We start from the raw sequence: 16,532 nt of genomic DNA, 5'->3' as shown, positions 1-16,532 counted from the left end.
AATGGGGGTGTTGCTTTTTGTATGAGAAAAATGTTTTAAGAGCTTATTCTTGGCTCAACTGTTTCAAAGTAGAGTTTTTATGGATAAGAAAAGCGTCAAATTAAGGCGTTGAGAACTGTATAAGCATGTTATTGCTACTCAAAATTCACTATGCTATAGAGTGAAAATAGATTTCTAATAGTATTATGGAAGAAAAACCTTATATCAGAGCCATAAAGCTGAAAGCTCCAGAGGGCTTGGACTGGGCCAGTTATCCCTATGTTATTCCAGCAGTAAATGATTTGGAAAATATTGAATTTCATCCTGATGTTACATTTTTTGTTGGGGAAAATGGTTCAGGCAAGTCCACTATTCTCGAAGCGTTGGCACTGGCATTAGGCTTTTCGGAAGAAGGCGGGACACGCAATGTTCAACTGAATACGGCTACCACTAGTTCTGTTTTGTATCAATCTCTGCGCACAATAAAAAGCTATAAAAAGCCTCAGGACTATTATTTTTTAAGGGCCGAAAGTTTTTATAACGTGGCAACTTATATGAAAGAAATAGATTATCTGGCGGGTTACGGTGGAGATATACATACGCGTTCTCATGGGGAGGGGTTTTTAAAGCTATTAACCATGAAGTTAAAAGGACAAGGTTTATATCTTTTGGATGAACCGGAAGCCGCTTTATCGCCAACCATGCTGATGACAACGCTATCAGTCCTAGATCGTTTATGTCGGGCACAATCCCAATTTATTATTGCAACACATTCCCCTATCCTTTTGGCGTACCCAAATGCAAAAATTTACCAGTTTTCGGAATCGGGAATTGAACAGGTGAGCTATGAAGAAACTGAACATTTCCGAGTAACAAAGGATTTTTTGAATAATTACCAAAAGAGATTAGCGCAAATTCTGGATGAGCAATAAGGAGTAGAAGATTAATGCTTGTTTACTCGTTATTTTTTGGTCATGATGCATTGAGTTAAAAGGGTCATTTACTTTTATTTTTTATACTTAAAATATTGAAAAATATTTATTTTTTATAATTTTTATCTTTACTGCTTTTCTCCTAATTCCACAAGTCTATAATGATTCAGAATCATTCCAAATCTAATAAGGATATAACATGTCTACCGATCAGCAATTCCCAATACCCAATAATTTAGGTATCGCAGTTTATTCAAATAATGCAGAAGCTATTGGTAATACTCCTTTAGTTCGTATCAATCGTTTAATTAAAACTGGTGCAACTGTATTAGCGAAAGTAGAAAGTCGTAATCCTGCCTTTTCTGTGAAATGCCGTATTGGAGCTGCACTTATTGCAGATGCAGAAAAGCGTGGTGTGTTAAAAGAAGGCATGCATATTATTGAACCAACCAGTGGTAACACGGGGATTGCGTTGGCTTTCGTTGCAGCGGCTAAGGGTTACCCAATTACTTTAACTATGCCTGCAAGCATGAGTCTTGAGCGTAGAAAAGTGTTAAAAGCACTCGGTGCCAATTTAGTTTTAACTGAACCAGCGAAAGGGATGAAAGGTGCAGTTGATGAAGCTGTGCGATTAGCAGCTGAACAACCAGATGTTTATTTCCTACCTCAGCAATTTGAAAATCCAGCCAATCCACAAATCCATGTAGATACAACTGGTCCTGAAATTTGGCAAGCAACAGGTGGACAAGTCGATATTTTGGTTGCGGGTGTAGGTACTGGTGGCACAATTACTGGTATTTCTCGTTATTTCGAACAAGTTCAAAATAAACCTTTGTATTCTGTAGCCGTTGAACCTGCTGAGTCTCCAATTATTACTCAAACTAGAAATGGTGAGAATATTACACCTGCACCACATAAAATTCAGGGAATTGGTGCGAACTTTATTCCAAAGAATCTTGATTTAGATCTTGTTGATGAAGTCCTACCAATAACTAGTGAAGAAGCAATTCAGTGGGCAAGAAATTGTGCAACGCAGGAAGGCATTTTAGTGGGTATTTCAAGTGGAGCAGCTTTGGCTGCGGCTGCTAAAATTGCAGAACGTCCTGAAAATGCTGATAAAACAATAGTTGTTATTCTGCCAGACAGTGGGGAACGTTATTTATCTTCTGTTTTATTTGAAGGTTTATTTGACGAATAAAATTAACTATATAAAAAAGCCCATTAATAGATGGGCTTTTTTATTCGAACTTAATTTATAATGCACTTTTTAAAGTTTTCTGATGACGTTTCACAGATCGAGCATATTTTTTTGCTTTGTGTCGGGTCCAGAAGCTTCGCTCATATCCAGTCGGTCCCACATTATAATAAGCTGTTGCTTTGAACCAACTATCAGCTGACTGATAATAGTGATTCAAAATATAAGCCCCACATTGGATATTAGTAGGTTCATCATACAAATTCCCAGCACAAGTTTGTTGCCAATAACTCGGAATAATTTGAGTTAAACCGACAGCACCAGTAGGAGAGCGAGCATTACTATTGTAACTAGACTCTTGCCTGATGACTGCTGCGAGTAAAAGAGGGGGGACATTATATTGGTCAGCACTTTGAATAATCATTGGCGATAGCCGATTGGCTGTGCTCGCTGGAACAGAATAAGCTTTTTGTAAGCCTGATGAGAGCTTATTAGAGCGCCAAGAAAATGAGCCACTGTTAGGTCCTAAGCTTGTACACCCTGTCATTATTGTCATCAATGCAATAATAAAAAATTTGAGGCTAAGGCGGTGTAATTGTGATGGTCCAAAATGATCTTGAGCTAAAGATGAGGTAAGCAAAATACAAAACCAATAATCAAATTTTAAATGAAATGATGGTATTCAGCCGTACTTATCAGATCAATATAAGTTCTGTTGCTCAGCACATCTAGAAAGTAAGAATTTTGTATAATTGAAATGAAAAAACCCCGACATCCTGTCGAGGTTTCTTCGTATTCAGCTTTATGTAGCTAACTCCTGTCAACTACCGCTTCCTGCGTTCTTATTCTTCTTCAATGAGACATCCTGTCTCTCTATGATTTATATACTATGAAAAAATACTAAAGCTGAATATCCGAAAATCACCGCAAGTTTTGTACGCTTTAACTTACAGACGTGCTTTTTCAACTTTCTTAAATATGATGTCGACTAGTTTCTGGGCTATAGGAGCACAAATCAATACACTTGGGAAAGCTAATATCCATGCAATAATCCAAGCTGATACCCATAATGAAACGAAGTGATGATTTAGCCCTACAACCTTGAAAGTTGAAATACCTGAAACTATAAAAGACATCATTCCCGATAAAATTAAGAGGAATAAAAGTTTCTGTGCTTTCACGGCCTTATATTCCTTGATAAGCACTTAAGGTCAATGCAAAATTTTCTCCAAATTGTTGAGCGGTTTTAATATCTCCTTCATCAAAACCAGCTGCATTACTGCCATGTTCAGCTTGAGCCATTAAGCCTGACCATGAACCGAGACGGTTAGCTGCTTTTGCATAGGCAACACCTTGATGTTGTTCTGGCAGAATTGGATTGCCAATCCAGAGCATACCGTGTTGCATACAAAAGGTAAAAATGGAAATTAGCGTGGATTGTTTATCACCAGCAGGAAGAGATGAAACGGTAAATCCAGCCGCTAATTTTCCTTTAAAACTTTGTTTTTTCCATAATGGACCAGTTGCATCCATGAGTTGTTTTAACTTGGAGGATACACCACCTAAATAAGTGGGGGTTCCCCAAATTAAGCCCTCATATTGGATAAGAATTTCTGGGCTGTTGATAATATCTTCGGTATTGAGTAAATCTACTTCAATATCTTGATGGCTCAAAATACCAGTTTGAATTTGCTGAGCAATAAATTGGGTGTGGCCTTGGCGGCTATGGTAAATGATGGCAACAGTTTTCATGAGCAGTCTCCTCTTTATTTAAATTTGAAATAGTTTTGCAGTGAGATATAAGCCATAGCCAAAAACACTATGGTTTATTAAACTTTTTAGACAGTTCAAAAAAGGATGAGGTGTTTTTGATGAAGCAAAGCCACTACCCATCGCAGGTTGCATAATAAAAAATGGAATGAGAATGGTGACTACACCAAACATTAGAGCTGAGTAAAACTGAGGATGGCTAAGCCAAGTTGAACCAATAATGAAAAGAAAACTCAATGCAAAGATAATCCCAGCACTATAGTGAGCAATCCAACCCAATAAATATTCGCCCTTAAGTTGAGGGCTTTTTGCAATAGATTGATGGATGAGTTTCCCTTGAAATATCCAACCAACCCAGCGGCCGAGGAAGGCAAAATTTAAGGTCGGAATTTTGAACATCTTTAATATTAATAGCCATATATCCATAACGACGGTTGCACCAATACCAAGACATAAAGCTTGAAAGAACAAAATAGAGGTATTCATTTTTACACCTTGCTTTTATACGTATGAAACGTGATAAATTTATTGTGCAAATTCAAGTTCACTTGAAGTCAAGAGGCTATTATGGATATTGGTGAAGTTTCTAAAAAGGCAAAAGTCACAACGGCTACACTACGTTTTTATGAAGAGAAGGGATTAATTAAATCGATAGGGCGGCAAGGCTTACGTCGACAATATGGCAAGCAGGTCATTGATCAATTGGCATTAATCTCTTTAGGTCGTGCTGCGGGTTTTTCTTTAAATGAGATCGCCACAATGTTTGGACAAGATGGTAAGCCTGAGCTTGATCGGCAAAAATTAAAAGATAAAGCTGAACAATTAGAGCAAATGGCAAAACGATTGCATTTTATCAGCCAAGGATTAGAACATGCTGCTGTATGTCCTGCTGAAAATCATATGGAATGTCCAACTTTCCAAAAATTTTTAAAAGCAGCAATTGCTGGAGAATATCAGCCAACAAAACTTTAATCAGTTCTCAGCGAAGAGGTCGAATTTTTAAGATTGTATTAAATAGTTAGTCTTGTCATATTTTCGCCATAAAGATTTCATCTTTTTGAAGTAAAAACTTCATATAAGCTTGATTAAATTTGCTTAATTTTTTACCAACTGTATAAAACCATGAGCAAAAAAACATTCGCAGTATTATTATGCTGCGCCAGTTTAGGATTGGCGGCATGTAATGATGATAACGACCAAGAACAAAATTCACCTAATGAAAAAGTTACTGAACCGACCTTAATTTCTTTTGCCAAATTACCTGTAGAAACTTATGCGGCTGGCCCAGACTCTGGGGCATATGTGAAAGGTGCAAATGGAATTTATCCTCCATTTAAGGGTCAACCTGTACAAGGCTTTTCTGCTGCATTAAAAAATGAAGATGGCAGTTATATGGCAATGGCCGATAACGGTTTTGGCACTCAAGATAATTCATCAGACTTTTTACTTCGTATTTATAAAATAAAGCCTGATTTCAAAACTAAAACTAAAGGCACGAGCCAAGTTACTGTACAAAGCTTTATTCAGCTGCGTGATCCGAACAAATTAATTCCATTTAATATCGTGAATGGTGATACAGCTGAGCGTTTATTAACGGGTGCTGATTTTGACCCAGAGTCGATGCAGCGTACTAGTGACGGGACCTACTGGATTGGAGATGAGTTTGGACCTTATTTACTTCATTTTTCAGCAGATGGCGTGTTATTAGATGCGCCGATTGCTCTGCCAAATCCGTTAAATCCGACTCAAGAATTACGTTCACCACAAAATCAATTTAATAAAGCGCAAATTAATTTTGTAGAACCTCTAGTTCAGCAAAGTGGTGGTTTTGAAGGAATGGCAATTTCACCAGATGGACAGTATCTTTACCCACTTATAGAAAAGCCAATTAAGTCAATTCGAGAAACAGAAAGACAATTATTGATTTCTCAATTTGATGTGAAGAAAAAAGCGTATACAGGAAAATATTATTGGTTCCAGTTAGACAGTAAGGCAACCAATATTGGTGACTTCCAACTCTTTAATGATAAGGAAGGCATTATTATTGAACGTGATGCAACGCAGAATAATTTAGGCGGCTATAAAAAATTAATTCGTATTAAATTGAATGAGTCAGGCCAGCTAGTAAGCCGTGAAGACTTAGTCGATTTAATTAAAATTGCTAACCCGAATATGCTGTATGGCACAGCTAGAGCAGGTGATATTGGTACGGGACAGGTTTTTGCTTTCCCATTTGAAACCATTGAAGATGTGATTATTGAAAATGGCACAACGCTGACGGTTTTCAATGATAATAATTTCCCTGGTTCTACAGGACGTAACGCAAAACTAGCTGACGATAACGAGATTATTCAAATTCGTTTGCCAAAAGCTTTGTTCTAAGCTCTATAAATAAAAACTAAAACTGCGGCGGATTTTATTCCGCCGTATTTAATCTAAGAATAAAATATTGAGTAAACTTTAATCAAATTAATTTCTATATTGTTGTTTTCGCATGTTTTATAAACAGGGAAAATGAATGAAATTCATGTTAAAATGATCGGCTTTCATCTTTAGATGTCTCTCCTTCATCTGCTAGCCGAGATTCGCAAGCCATGTCTACTGCCTACACCATGCAAACTGCGCCAAAAGCGTTGTTTGATTACGACAAATATTGGGCGTCGTGTTTTGAACCCGCACCATTTTTGCCGATGTCACGAGAAGAAATGGACCAACTCGGCTGGGATGCTTGTGACTTTATTTTAGTCTGTGGTGATGCTTATATTGACCATCCATCATTTGTATCGGGTGTGATTGGACGTGTGCTTGAGGCACAAGGTTTTCGTGTCGGAATTATTGCACAGCCAGACTGGACCAATGTTGAAAGCTTCCGCGTTTTAGGTAAGCCTACCATTGCTTGGGGTGTGACAGCAGGTAATATGGATTCGATGATCAACCGTTATACGGCAGATCGTAAAATTCGTTCAGATGATGCTTACTCTCCAAACAATGAGCCGAACAAACGTCCTGACCGTGCAGCAACGGTATATTGCCAGCGTTGTCGAGAAGCTTTCCCTGATGTACCTGTGTTATTGGGGGGTATTGAAGGCAGTTTACGCCGTATTGCCCACTACGATTATTGGTCAGATAAAGTCCGTCGTTCGATTTTGATGGACTCAAAAGCCGATTTGCTCATGTATGGTAATGGTGAGCGTGCCATTATTGATGTGATGCATCGTTTGGCTAAAGGTGAAAAAATCCACGAGATTACTGATGTTCGTGGTACGGCATTTATTATTAATAAACATAACAAGGCATCAAAAGCAAAGTTTGTTGAAGTTGCGAGTAATGATGTAGATACGGTTGGGCGTGTTGATCCAATTATTAACCCATATGTCATGACAGAAGATATTGACGGCTGTGAGGTTGAGAAAGAAAAGGGTAACTCTTTAGCTCAGTATCAAAATTTCCAAAAAGAGATTGTTGCAAATCCGATTGTGCGTGAAGGTGACAAACTTGATGATGACACTCAAATCGTTCAATTAAAGCCAGCACCGTCAAAAGCAATTAAACACAAATTACCACCACGAGAGTTGGCGGTTATTCGCTTACCTTCCTTTGAAGAAGTGGCAAATGATCAAGTGCTTTATGCACATGCAAACCGTATTTTGCACCTTGAAACCAACCCCGGTAATGCCCGTGCGTTGGTGCAGCGCCATGGTGAACGAGATGTGTGGATTAACCCTCCTCCAATTCCTCTAACCACTGAGGAAATGGATTATGTGTTTGATTTACCTTATGCACGTTTGCCACATCCTACTTATGGTGATGCTCGTTTCCCTGCATTTGATATGATCAAATTCTCGGTCAACATTATGCGTGGCTGTTTTGGCGGCTGTACGTTCTGTTCGATTACAGAACATGAAGGTCGTATTATCCAAAACCGTTCGGAAGATTCGATTTTACGTGAGATTGAAAAAATCCGTGATACAGCACCAAACTTTACCGGCATTATTTCAGACTTAGGTGGTCCAACAGCAAACATGTACCGTTTGCACTGTAAAGATCCAGAAATTGAGAAGAACTGCCGTAAACCTTCTTGTGTTTATCCGGGTGTTTGTCAAAACTTACATACCGATCACGCGCCTTTAGTGCAGCTTTATCGTAAAGCGCGCGCTATTAAAGGTGTGAAGAAGATTCTGATTGGTTCAGGCTTACGTTATGACCTTGCGGTACTAAACCCTGAATATGTGAAAGAGTTAGTACAACATCACGTTGGTGGTTATTTAAAAATTGCTCCTGAACATACCGAACAAGGCCCGTTATCTAAGATGATGAAACCGGGTATTGGTACGTATGATCGTTTCAAACAAATGTTTGACCGTTTCAGTAAAGAAGCAGGAAAAGAGCAATATTTAATTCCTTACTTTATTGCTGCGCATCCGGGTACTTCAGATTATGACATGATGCACCTTGCAATTTGGTTGAAAAAGAATGGTTTCCGTGCCGATCAGGTACAGACTTTCTATCCATCGCCAATGGCAACTGCAACAACCATGTATTATTCGGGTAAAAACCCGCTTGCTAAAGTAGCTCGCTATACTGAAAAAGTTGATATTGTAAAAGGTGAAAAACGCCGTCGTCTGCATAAAGCTTTCTTGCGTTATCATGATCCAAACAACTGGCCATTACTTCGTGAGGCCTTAAAAGAGATGGGGCGTGCAGATTTAATTGGTAATTCGAAGCAGCATTTAATTCCGACTTATCAGCCAAAAGGCACAGAAGGGGAATATAAGTCTGCTCGTAAGAAAAATTCGTCTACAGCAGGTGATTCGGTTAAACGAAATAACCAGCAAACGAATAATCATTCGAATCAGAAGCGTCCACAAAAAGGACAGGTTCTAACGCAACATAATGGTTTGCCTCCTCGTGAAACAGGAGAAAAAAGACCGTTTGGTGGGAAAAGTAAACCAAAGTCAAAAGCACGTGGATAATGATAAAAAAGGCTCTTAAACAGAGCCTTTTTTGTTTTTCATGACTCTATTTAAATCGTATAGTGAGATTTTTGAGGATTTAAAGTACAAAAAACGTAACGAATAATGAGAAATAGCCAAAATCTGACGAGCTGCACTTGATTGTTGTTGACTCTATGATTATAAATAATGTGAGGGTGGCTAAATTTAAGCCAAGCTTGATAACTACAAGTGAAATTACTAAGTGAACCTTTTAAAAAACGGCTGTGTCGTTATCAATTAAAACAAAGTGTGATCTAGCAAAATCATTATAAAAAACTTAAAGGATTAGGCCCATGTATTATTTAATCACGATCTTATTACTATTTCTGGTTGTTGTTATGGCAGTGAAAAGTCTGTCACGAAGGCATCAACATGATAGTGCTTTAAAGCGCCGTGCAGTGTTAACTAGTCATGAGCAAATGACATTAACCAGACTACAAACAGTTTTACCTAAATTTACCGTGTTGGCACATGTATCCTTTGATGCATTATTAACTACAAAATATGCGCATACACGTCGAAAATATCAAAATATGGCAGCTGATTTTGTTGTACTTGATCAAAATTATCAGGTGGTTGTAGTCGTTGTTCTGGGGGAAAACGGTTTACGCCGAGCGCATCAACAATATGAACGTCGTTTATTACAACTGGCTGGCTATCGTGTGTTGCATTATAGCGCTGTGCCTGATTATCATGACTTAAGAAGAGATTTATTGAGTCCAGAATCAGAGCTGGCAACTTTACATGCGACACCGCAGCTAGAAAGAATGTCAAACGCTTTTGTGAAGTCTTAGACGCTATGCCTAGATGTCATAGCAATTTAATTTTAGGACTCATTAAAGAAGATTTGAATAAAATGCTGAAATTAAAACTTCTAAAAACATAAAAAAACTGAGCACTATCCTAATCAATATTGCTCAGTTTTTTATTGATTAAAATCAATGAAAATTATGGAAGGACCGCAACAACCGTCATTTCTACAAGCACGTCTGGCGCATAGAGTTTGGATTCTACACATGTACGTGCTGGTGGGTTCCCTTCGCTAATCCATGCATCCCAAACCGCATTCATTGCTGCATAATCTTTTTCAATATCTTTTAAAAAAATCATGACAGAAAGGATATGGGTTTTATCTGTTCCAGCTTCTGCCAATAGGCGGTCAATATTATCTAAAGTTTGTTGAGTCTGTCCTGTAACATCTACGCTTGTATCATCTGCGAGTTGCCCAGCTAAGTGTACCAAATTACCTGAAGTCGCAACTTCGCAGTAGCGTGAAGTAACGTGTAAACGCTTTACCGTCATAAAATGCTCTAATGTGGTTTTATTTAATAGTTTTGATTTTATGAAGAGTTGCTAGGTCGGTGCAAGCAAGTCGAAAAGAATTTCAGTAGATTATTGTGATGAAAGGATATCTAAGCCATGTATCAGAAGAGCCCTGCAATATTCGGATTTGGTCGTCACGCCAATCACAGGACGATATGCCGAAAGTAAAGGTTGCTTTGGCATGTTGCAAATACATGGGTAATGAATATGCGTTGATTAGGTTACTCTAAAGTTTCAGTAAAAGGGAGTCTATTTTGTTTAAAGTTTGCTCTTTTGGGTGAAAAGTAGTCAATTACCAAAGGTTAAGCTGGAAGTCGTCTGCTTGCGTCTGTAATTGATAAACGCCTATACCAATCAGGCGAAACTGGAAATGTTCGGGAATCTGCATTTCATTTAATAATAAAAATAAAACTTGAATTAAGTCTTGTAGTGACTGGATAGGCCTTTTAAAGCTTTTACTATGTTGTAAAGTCTGAAAATTCTTGAGCTTAAGTTTGATATTTACACCACGTGCATTGAGCTGTTTTCTCTCTAGTGTTTGCCATACTTTTTCGGCTAATCCCTGCCAATAGGGCTGGCATTGAGCCAAAGTAAAATCACTGTCAAAAGTTGTCTCTTTCGAAATTTGTTGTCGAGCTCTTTCAGCTTGAACAGGTCTATGGTCAATGCCCTGAGCATATAGATAGAGTTGTTGTCCATATTTACCAAAGTGGTGAACTAAAACAGCTTCTTCAACTTTCTGTAAATCACCTAAGGTATGTAACTGAAGCTGTTGTAATTTCTCCTGAGTGACTTTACCCACACCAGGAATCTTTTTAAGTGGAAGGTCTTGAATAAAAGTAGCAACTTGCGAAGGTTTGATTACACATAAGCCATTAGGTTTGTTCCAATCCGAAGCAATTTTTGCCAAAAACTTATTTGGTGCCACACCTGCCGACGCGGTCAATCCGGTTAATCTAAAAATATCTTCCCGAATATGCATGGCAACTTCGGTTGCACTCGCAATCTGTTTTAGGTTTTCAGTGACATCTAAATAAGCTTCATCTAAAGATAAAGGCTCAATAAGTAGCGTATATTGCTGAAAGATCGAGTGAATTTGAGCGGAGACCGTACGGTATTTTTCAAAATTTGGTTCAATAATGACAACTTGAGGGCATAGTTTTCTTGCCTGACTCATCGACATGGCAGAACGTAAACCAAATTCACGGGCAGGGTAGGAGGCAGCAGCAATCACAGCTCGCGGATGATGCGAAGAAATAACGACGGGGAGATGCTTTAGATCAGGACGCTCTCGCAATTCGACCGATGCATAAAAGGCATCCATATCGATATGAATGATTTTGCGCATATTATTGTGCTTTCACGATGCCTTGCTGCTGTAAAAATTGATGCCATTCTTTGACTGAACCCTCATAAACATTTAAGTCTACTGGCTTTGTCATGCCTTCAATTTTACCCTGATTACTATGCTGCCAAAAGAGCCATTTTCTTTTGTCTTTCAGCTCAGGTTTTCCTTCGTAATCTCTGACCCAAAGCGGTGTATTAGGGAAACTTCCTATTAATACAATGTGGTAAAAAGTTTTGGAAATATAAAAGATAGGTTGTTTGCCATAATGCTGTTTTAAGCGATCATGCATGATGCCTATTTCTTTAAGTAATTGTTCTTTGGTGTGTGCATTAATACAGTTACCGTCATATTCTAGATCGATAACAGGAGGAAGGGCATCGGCTTTGTTGGGTACAGTCTCAATAAAGTTATCAGCTTGCGTTTTACCATCACGGCATAGACGATAAAAGTGATAAGCACCTACATGAAACCCATGTTCGCGTGCCTTGAGCCAATTTTCCTGAAATTTTGAATCTTTGTAATCGCCGCCTTCAGTCGCTTTTAAATAGACGAATTGGAATTTTTCCGGTGATATTTTTTTCCAGTTAACATCACCTTGATGATGAGAAACATCGAACCCTTGCACCGGATAATCCTGCGCAACGGCTTTTTGTTGATAGAACAGACCAAAATAAGCTAAGACTCCCATAACACAAGCTAAGCCAATTCCGATTAGGGTATTGTGCCGTGATGTGAAAAAAGTTTTAGCCAGTTTGCTCATTCAAAACTCGTTAAAATTTGAAGTCGACATCATAGCGTGATTCGCGAGCGAGAAACTATGCTAAAAATGCAACTGCTTATACAGACGTATCCTTTGGAATTTGCCAGAAAATAAATGCAGTAATGACATTGATACAACCGAGACAAATGAGAGTGACATGAAACGCTGTTGTCACGTGATCTGCACCATAATAATTAGTAAAAATATTAATGAGGGTACCTGCCAGTGCTACACCAATACTCATTGATAGCATCATGATCATCGACAAGAAACTATTACCGCTACTCGCATCTTGTTGAGGCAAGTCTTTCAAGGTTAATGTATTCATGCCAACAAATTGCAGTGAATTTAATGTGCCAAATAAGAAAAAGTGCAAGGCTCTAAACCAGGTTGGAGTATCGACGGTCATGATTGCAAAAGAGGCAATACATAGCCCAACTAATGTTGTGTTAATAAGTAAAAAACGTCGGTAGCCAATTTTTTGAATAATAGGTCTGACAATTGGCTTTGAAAATAATGAGCCCAAGACCAATGGAATCATCATTAAACCTGCAATAAAGGGTTCAAAACCAAAAGCGACCTGTAGCATGAGTGGTAAAACAAAAGGTAAGGCATTCCCACCAAAGCGAGCAAAGAAATTACCTAAAATACCAATCGCATAAATTTTGTTTCTAAAGAGTCGGCTACGAAATAATGCATTTTGATGAGTATGTGAATGATAGGCATACCAAAGCGTTGCGATTATTCCGACGACTAATAATGAAATGCTAAACCATTTTGAATATTCAGGTGAGGCTAGATGTTCGATCCCTAAAGACCATCCGATCATGGCTACAACTAACAAGATGAAGCCACCCAAATCAAATGTTTTGACTGAGGGTTCCTTTACATTTGGCATGACTTTCAATGTCATTAATATGCCAAGTATGCCCATAGGAATATTGATGAGAAAAATCCAGTGCCAAGTTGCAACTTCAACCAACCATCCGCCCAAAGTTGGACCAGCCAAAGGCCCGAGTAAACCTGCAAGGCTCATTAAGCTCATTGCAGCTAAGAACTGAGTTCGAGGAATAATTTTTAAAAGTGATAATCGGCCAACAGGAAGTAGTAAGGCGCCGCCTATGCCTTGGATGACTCGGAAAAATAAGAGCTCATTGAGACTCTGAGAAAGACCACAACCTAAAGAAGCCAGAGTAAAGATTACGATTGCCGACAAGAAAATATTTCTAACACCAAAGCGGTCTGCTAACCATCCACTTAGAGGAATGCAGGCAGCAACCGATAATACATAGGCCACCACTACACTATGCATGCGTAAAGGATCTTCATTTAGATGATGAGCCATCGCAGGAATAGCAGTATTTACAATGGTTGTGTCCAAGGCCTGCATAAAAAAGCCAATAGAAACCAAAAGAACGAGTAGTCGATATTCAGGTTGCAAAGCTTGGTGTGTTGGCGTGGCATTCATAACATTTGAAAATTAACCTTTTGGTCTAGTGTAAAACAAATTGAATTTAAAAGAAGCGAAACTAATAAGAAGCCTATTAGGGTGTAATCCACATGGAAATGTCATCAGAATTAAATGGTGTGCTTATAAATTAATCAATTTAAAATAAACTATGGATATTAAAATGAAATTTAAGTTTACTGCACTACTCGTTGCAATTTTATCAGTGGGGATAAGCGCTTGTAATGATAGTGACGATACCGTAAGCCAATCAGAAACAGAAATAACTCCAAATAATATTCAGTTAAGTTTATTGGGGCGATATGAAACAGGTGTTTTTGCTCAAAGTGCAGCGGAAATACCTGCTTATGATCCACAAAGTAAACGCCTATTTGTAGTAAATGCACAAAAAGGATTGGTTGATGTTTTAGATGCTTCTAAACCTGAGAAACCAGTCCATATTAAAGAATTATCTGCTCGCCTATATTTAGCCGATTCAGAGGTAAATAGTGTTTCAGTACATAATGGGATTGTGGCTTTAGCTGTACAAGCAAAAGTCAAAACTGATCCAGGGATTGTTGTATTTTTTAGAGCCAGTGATCTTAGCTTTATGAGTAAAGTTGAAGTTGGTGCTCTGCCGGATATGTTAACTTTTACGCCAGATGGTCAGAAAGTTTTGGTCGCAAATGAAGCTGAGCCTAATGATGATTATTCTATCGATCCTGAAGGTTCAGTGAGTATTATTGATGTGAGTAATATTCAGCAGCCAAAAGCAGTTATTGCCGATTTTAAAACATGGAATAATCAAAAGGCAGCATTGTTAGAAAAGGGTATCCGTATTTTTGGTCCAAATGCGACTGTCGCACAAGACTTAGAACCTGAATATATTACGGTTTCGGATGATAACAAAACTGCTTGGGTCACATTACAAGAAAATAATGCATTGGCACAAATCGATTTAACTCAACAAAAAGTGATTGAGCTTTATCCACTGGGTTATAAGGATTATAGCATTGCGGCAAATGCATTAGATGTGAGTGATCGCGATGGCCCACAAGATAGTAAGGGTAACCCAACTGGTAAAATCAATATTCAGCCATGGTCAGGTCTGGTAGGCATGTATCAACCAGATTCAATTGCGCATTATACGGCTAATGGCCAGACTTATCTGGTAACTGCCAATGAGGGTGATGCCCGTGAATGGCTGTCAGATGAAGATGCCTATTTTGTCGGGGATATTACCAAAGATTTTGCTGAAGAAATTCGTGTAAAAGATTTATTCAAGAAAAAAGGATTTAATACAGACGGAGATTATCCTGCACATCTACAAAAAATTGCAGCAGGCGTAAAAGGTGCACGTTTGAATCCAACCATTTTTGGCTATTGTGGTGCAACTCTAACCGATGCCGCTGGATGTCGTGAAGATAATCAGTTAGGCCGTTTAAAGGTCACTTGGACCAAAGGCTACCAAACCAATAATGACGGTTCACCTAAATTAGATGCTGATGGTTATTTAACCTATGATAAGCTTTATGCGTATGGTGGACGCTCATTTAGTATCTGGGATACTAAAGGGCAGTTAGTTTGGGACTCTGGTAGTGAATTTGAACGTAAAATTGCTGAGTTGTTCCCTGATTATTTTAACAGTGATCATGAAGAGGTGACCTTTGATAGCCGTAGTACAGGTAAGGGGCCAGAACCTGAAGGTGTTACTGTTGGAACTATTGGCAAGAAAACATATGCCTTTATTGGATTAGAGCGAGTAAGTGGTATCATGGTCTACGATATTACTAATCCGCAGAAGCCGCAGTTTGTTGAATATTTTACGACTCGAAATTTCAAAGAAACTGATATGGCAAAACAAGGTGACTTAGGTCCAGAGGGTTTAATTTTTATTTCTGCAAAAAATTCGCCAAATGGTCAGCCGTTATTAGTAGTAGGTAATGAAGTCAGTGGCAGCACGGCAATTTATCAAATTAATTTAAAATAAATAGATCAAAACAACCTACAAATAAAAAGAGCCTATGAGGCTCTTTTTATTCTTTAGTAAATTACACAACAAATCTTTTTGGCATTTTTAAGTTTTTAATTACGTTGTAAATTTGATTGACATCTTGACATACAATTAATTTAGCTCGGTGTTGAAGGGGAAGGAAACCTTCTTGAACTGCATGGTCTAATTGGGCAATTAATGCATTATAAAAGCTATTTACGTTATATAAAATCATGGGTTTTTGGTGTTGGTTGAGTTGGCCCCAAGTGGCTATTTCCAATATTTCTTCAAATGTTCCTAACCCCCCCGGTAAAGCAATAAATGCACTTGCGCGTTCTGCCATCATGGCCTTACGTTCGTGCATAGTTTCGACCACATGTAATTCAGTTAGACCCGCATGTGCGACTTCATAATCAAGCATAAATTCAGGGATCACACCGACAGCTTCTCCGCCGTTTGCGAGAACGCTATCTGCGACTTGTCCCATTAAGCCGATACTGGCACCGCCGTAGACTAAACCAAAACCTTGGTCAGCAATTCCATGAGCAAGCTCAATTGCTTTTTCTCGGTAAATTGGATTATTTCCTGCACGTGAACCACAATATAATGCAATAAGAGGTTGTTTTGTTTTTACAGCTGTTATTGGTGAATCATTTACTGCCATTGTTAATACGCTATTCATTGCTTTATTTTCACCTTATCACGTTCATATTTCTTGTCTACACTAAGCAAAAGATATGACAACTTTATAAGCAGATTTATAAGAAAGAGTCATGTTTTGTATGGGTTTG

At 38.4% G+C, this 16,532-nt stretch carries 16 protein-coding genes and 1 pseudogene; 8 read left to right on the top strand and 9 right to left on the bottom strand.

What is annotated here, in order from left to right; translation table 11 throughout:
- Positions 1-185 precede the first annotated feature (185 nt).
- Positions 186-911 (top strand): AAA family ATPase, encoded by a 726-nt coding sequence (locus RFW85_RS13885; protein WP_170249533.1) that lies wholly within the window; start codon positions 186-188, stop codon positions 909-911.
- A 199-nt stretch (positions 912-1,110) separates the two neighbouring features.
- Positions 1,111-2,109, top strand: a complete 999-nt coding sequence (gene cysK, locus RFW85_RS13880; protein ID WP_170249532.1) for a cysteine synthase A — start codon at positions 1,111-1,113, stop codon at positions 2,107-2,109.
- 55 nt (positions 2,110-2,164) lie between these two features.
- Here the strand turns inward: cysK and RFW85_RS13875 are convergent, their stop codons facing one another.
- The 4 genes from RFW85_RS13875 to RFW85_RS13860 form a co-directional block, all read right to left on the bottom strand.
- Entirely contained in the window at positions 2,165-2,746 is a 582-nt protein-coding gene (locus tag RFW85_RS13875) for a lytic transglycosylase domain-containing protein (protein ID WP_171545310.1), read from the bottom strand.
- A 307-nt stretch (positions 2,747-3,053) separates the two neighbouring features.
- Positions 3,054-3,287: a DUF2798 domain-containing protein gene (locus RFW85_RS13870; RefSeq protein ID WP_086398721.1), complete on the bottom strand. Its 234-nt coding sequence runs from the start codon at positions 3,285-3,287 to the stop codon at positions 3,054-3,056.
- Positions 3,288-3,291: 4 nt separating this feature from the next.
- On the bottom strand, positions 3,292-3,858 hold the full coding sequence (locus RFW85_RS13865) for a flavodoxin family protein (RefSeq protein WP_130174268.1): 567 nt from the start codon (positions 3,856-3,858) through the stop codon (positions 3,292-3,294).
- Between the two features lie 18 nt (positions 3,859-3,876).
- A complete protein-coding gene (locus RFW85_RS13860) occupies positions 3,877-4,362 on the bottom strand; it encodes a DUF2938 domain-containing protein (RefSeq protein WP_170249531.1) in 486 nt (161 codons plus the stop codon).
- 81 nt (positions 4,363-4,443) lie between these two features.
- Between RFW85_RS13860 and RFW85_RS13855 the strand changes: the two genes are divergently transcribed.
- The 4 genes from RFW85_RS13855 to RFW85_RS13840 all read left to right on the top strand — a co-directional run bounded on the left by RFW85_RS13855 (position 4,444) and on the right by RFW85_RS13840 (position 9,664).
- Positions 4,444-4,848 (top strand): helix-turn-helix domain-containing protein, encoded by a 405-nt coding sequence (locus RFW85_RS13855; RefSeq protein ID WP_170249530.1) that lies wholly within the window; start codon positions 4,444-4,446, stop codon positions 4,846-4,848.
- Positions 4,849-4,998: 150 nt separating this feature from the next.
- Positions 4,999-6,258 carry an esterase-like activity of phytase family protein gene (locus RFW85_RS13850; protein ID WP_170249529.1) on the top strand — a complete coding sequence of 420 codons (1,260 nt, stop codon included), beginning with the start codon at positions 4,999-5,001 and terminating at the stop codon, positions 6,256-6,258.
- A gap of 212 nt (positions 6,259-6,470) precedes the next feature.
- On the top strand, positions 6,471-8,849 hold the full coding sequence (locus RFW85_RS13845) for a YgiQ family radical SAM protein (RefSeq protein ID WP_057077470.1): 2,379 nt from the start codon (positions 6,471-6,473) through the stop codon (positions 8,847-8,849).
- A gap of 314 nt (positions 8,850-9,163) precedes the next feature.
- Positions 9,164-9,664 carry a DUF2726 domain-containing protein gene (locus RFW85_RS13840; RefSeq protein WP_170249528.1) on the top strand — a complete coding sequence of 167 codons (501 nt, stop codon included), beginning with the start codon at positions 9,164-9,166 and terminating at the stop codon, positions 9,662-9,664.
- A 154-nt stretch (positions 9,665-9,818) separates the two neighbouring features.
- Here RFW85_RS13840 and RFW85_RS13835 read toward each other — a convergent pair whose 3' ends face one another.
- Entirely contained in the window at positions 9,819-10,172 is a 354-nt protein-coding gene (locus RFW85_RS13835) for a RidA family protein (protein WP_170249527.1), read from the bottom strand.
- 192 nt (positions 10,173-10,364) lie between these two features.
- On the opposite strand from RFW85_RS13835, the pseudogene RFW85_RS13830 reads away from it, so the two are divergent.
- Positions 10,365-10,481, top strand: a pseudogene (locus RFW85_RS13830) (hypothetical protein).
- A 4-nt stretch (positions 10,482-10,485) separates the two neighbouring features.
- Here the strand turns inward: RFW85_RS13830 and dinB are convergent.
- The 3 genes from dinB to mdtD form a co-directional block, all read right to left on the bottom strand.
- Entirely contained in the window at positions 10,486-11,541 is a 1,056-nt protein-coding gene (dinB, locus tag RFW85_RS13825; RefSeq protein ID WP_133482118.1) for a DNA polymerase IV, read from the bottom strand.
- Position 11,542: 1 nt separating this feature from the next.
- Positions 11,543-12,301, bottom strand: a complete 759-nt coding sequence (locus RFW85_RS13820; RefSeq protein ID WP_170249526.1) for a GH25 family lysozyme — start codon at positions 12,299-12,301, stop codon at positions 11,543-11,545.
- A gap of 76 nt (positions 12,302-12,377) precedes the next feature.
- Complete coding sequence (gene mdtD / locus RFW85_RS13815) at positions 12,378-13,769, bottom strand: multidrug transporter subunit MdtD (RefSeq protein ID WP_032070649.1); 1,392 nt, start codon at positions 13,767-13,769, stop codon at positions 12,378-12,380.
- A 163-nt stretch (positions 13,770-13,932) separates the two neighbouring features.
- Between mdtD and RFW85_RS13810 the strand changes: the two genes are divergently transcribed.
- Complete coding sequence (locus RFW85_RS13810; protein WP_170249525.1) at positions 13,933-15,738, top strand: choice-of-anchor I family protein; 1,806 nt, start codon at positions 13,933-13,935, stop codon at positions 15,736-15,738.
- A gap of 61 nt (positions 15,739-15,799) precedes the next feature.
- Here RFW85_RS13810 and RFW85_RS13805 read toward each other — a convergent pair whose 3' ends face one another.
- Positions 15,800-16,423 (bottom strand): TIGR00730 family Rossman fold protein, encoded by a 624-nt coding sequence (locus RFW85_RS13805; RefSeq protein ID WP_216076590.1) that lies wholly within the window; start codon positions 16,421-16,423, stop codon positions 15,800-15,802.
- Between the last annotated feature and the right edge of the window lie 109 nt (positions 16,424-16,532).

Origin of the sequence: Acinetobacter sp. 12966 (assembly GCF_031196995.1) — a bacterium.
Lineage (GTDB): Bacteria > Pseudomonadota > Gammaproteobacteria > Pseudomonadales > Moraxellaceae > Acinetobacter > Acinetobacter geminorum.
This window is presented reverse-complemented; position numbering and strand designations above follow the sequence as displayed.

Bases quoted from the DNA above. Each gene is read 5' to 3' on its own strand.
- RFW85_RS13865 (WP_130174268.1), bottom strand. From the start codon at position 3,858: ATGAAAACTGTTGCCATCATTTACCATAGCCGCCAAGGCCACACCCAA.
- RFW85_RS13885 (WP_170249533.1), top strand. From the start codon at position 186: ATGGAAGAAAAACCTTATATCAGAGCCATAAAGCTGAAAGCTCCAGAG.
- RFW85_RS13805 (WP_216076590.1), bottom strand. From the start codon at position 16,423: ATGAATAGCGTATTAACAATGGCAGTAAATGATTCACCAATAACAGCT.
- RFW85_RS13820 (WP_170249526.1), bottom strand. From the start codon at position 12,301: ATGAGCAAACTGGCTAAAACTTTTTTCACATCACGGCACAATACCCTA.
- RFW85_RS13840 (WP_170249528.1), top strand. From the start codon at position 9,164: ATGTATTATTTAATCACGATCTTATTACTATTTCTGGTTGTTGTTATG.
- RFW85_RS13845 (WP_057077470.1), top strand. From the start codon at position 6,471: ATGTCTACTGCCTACACCATGCAAACTGCGCCAAAAGCGTTGTTTGAT.
- cysK (WP_170249532.1), top strand. From the start codon at position 1,111: ATGTCTACCGATCAGCAATTCCCAATACCCAATAATTTAGGTATCGCA.
- RFW85_RS13810 (WP_170249525.1), top strand. From the start codon at position 13,933: ATGAAATTTAAGTTTACTGCACTACTCGTTGCAATTTTATCAGTGGGG.
- RFW85_RS13835 (WP_170249527.1), bottom strand. From the start codon at position 10,172: ATGACGGTAAAGCGTTTACACGTTACTTCACGCTACTGCGAAGTTGCG.
- RFW85_RS13850 (WP_170249529.1), top strand. From the start codon at position 4,999: ATGAGCAAAAAAACATTCGCAGTATTATTATGCTGCGCCAGTTTAGGA.
- mdtD (WP_032070649.1), bottom strand. From the start codon at position 13,769: ATGAATGCCACGCCAACACACCAAGCTTTGCAACCTGAATATCGACTA.
- RFW85_RS13855 (WP_170249530.1), top strand. From the start codon at position 4,444: ATGGATATTGGTGAAGTTTCTAAAAAGGCAAAAGTCACAACGGCTACA.
- dinB (WP_133482118.1), bottom strand. From the start codon at position 11,541: ATGCGCAAAATCATTCATATCGATATGGATGCCTTTTATGCATCGGTC.
- RFW85_RS13860 (WP_170249531.1), bottom strand. From the start codon at position 4,362: ATGAATACCTCTATTTTGTTCTTTCAAGCTTTATGTCTTGGTATTGGT.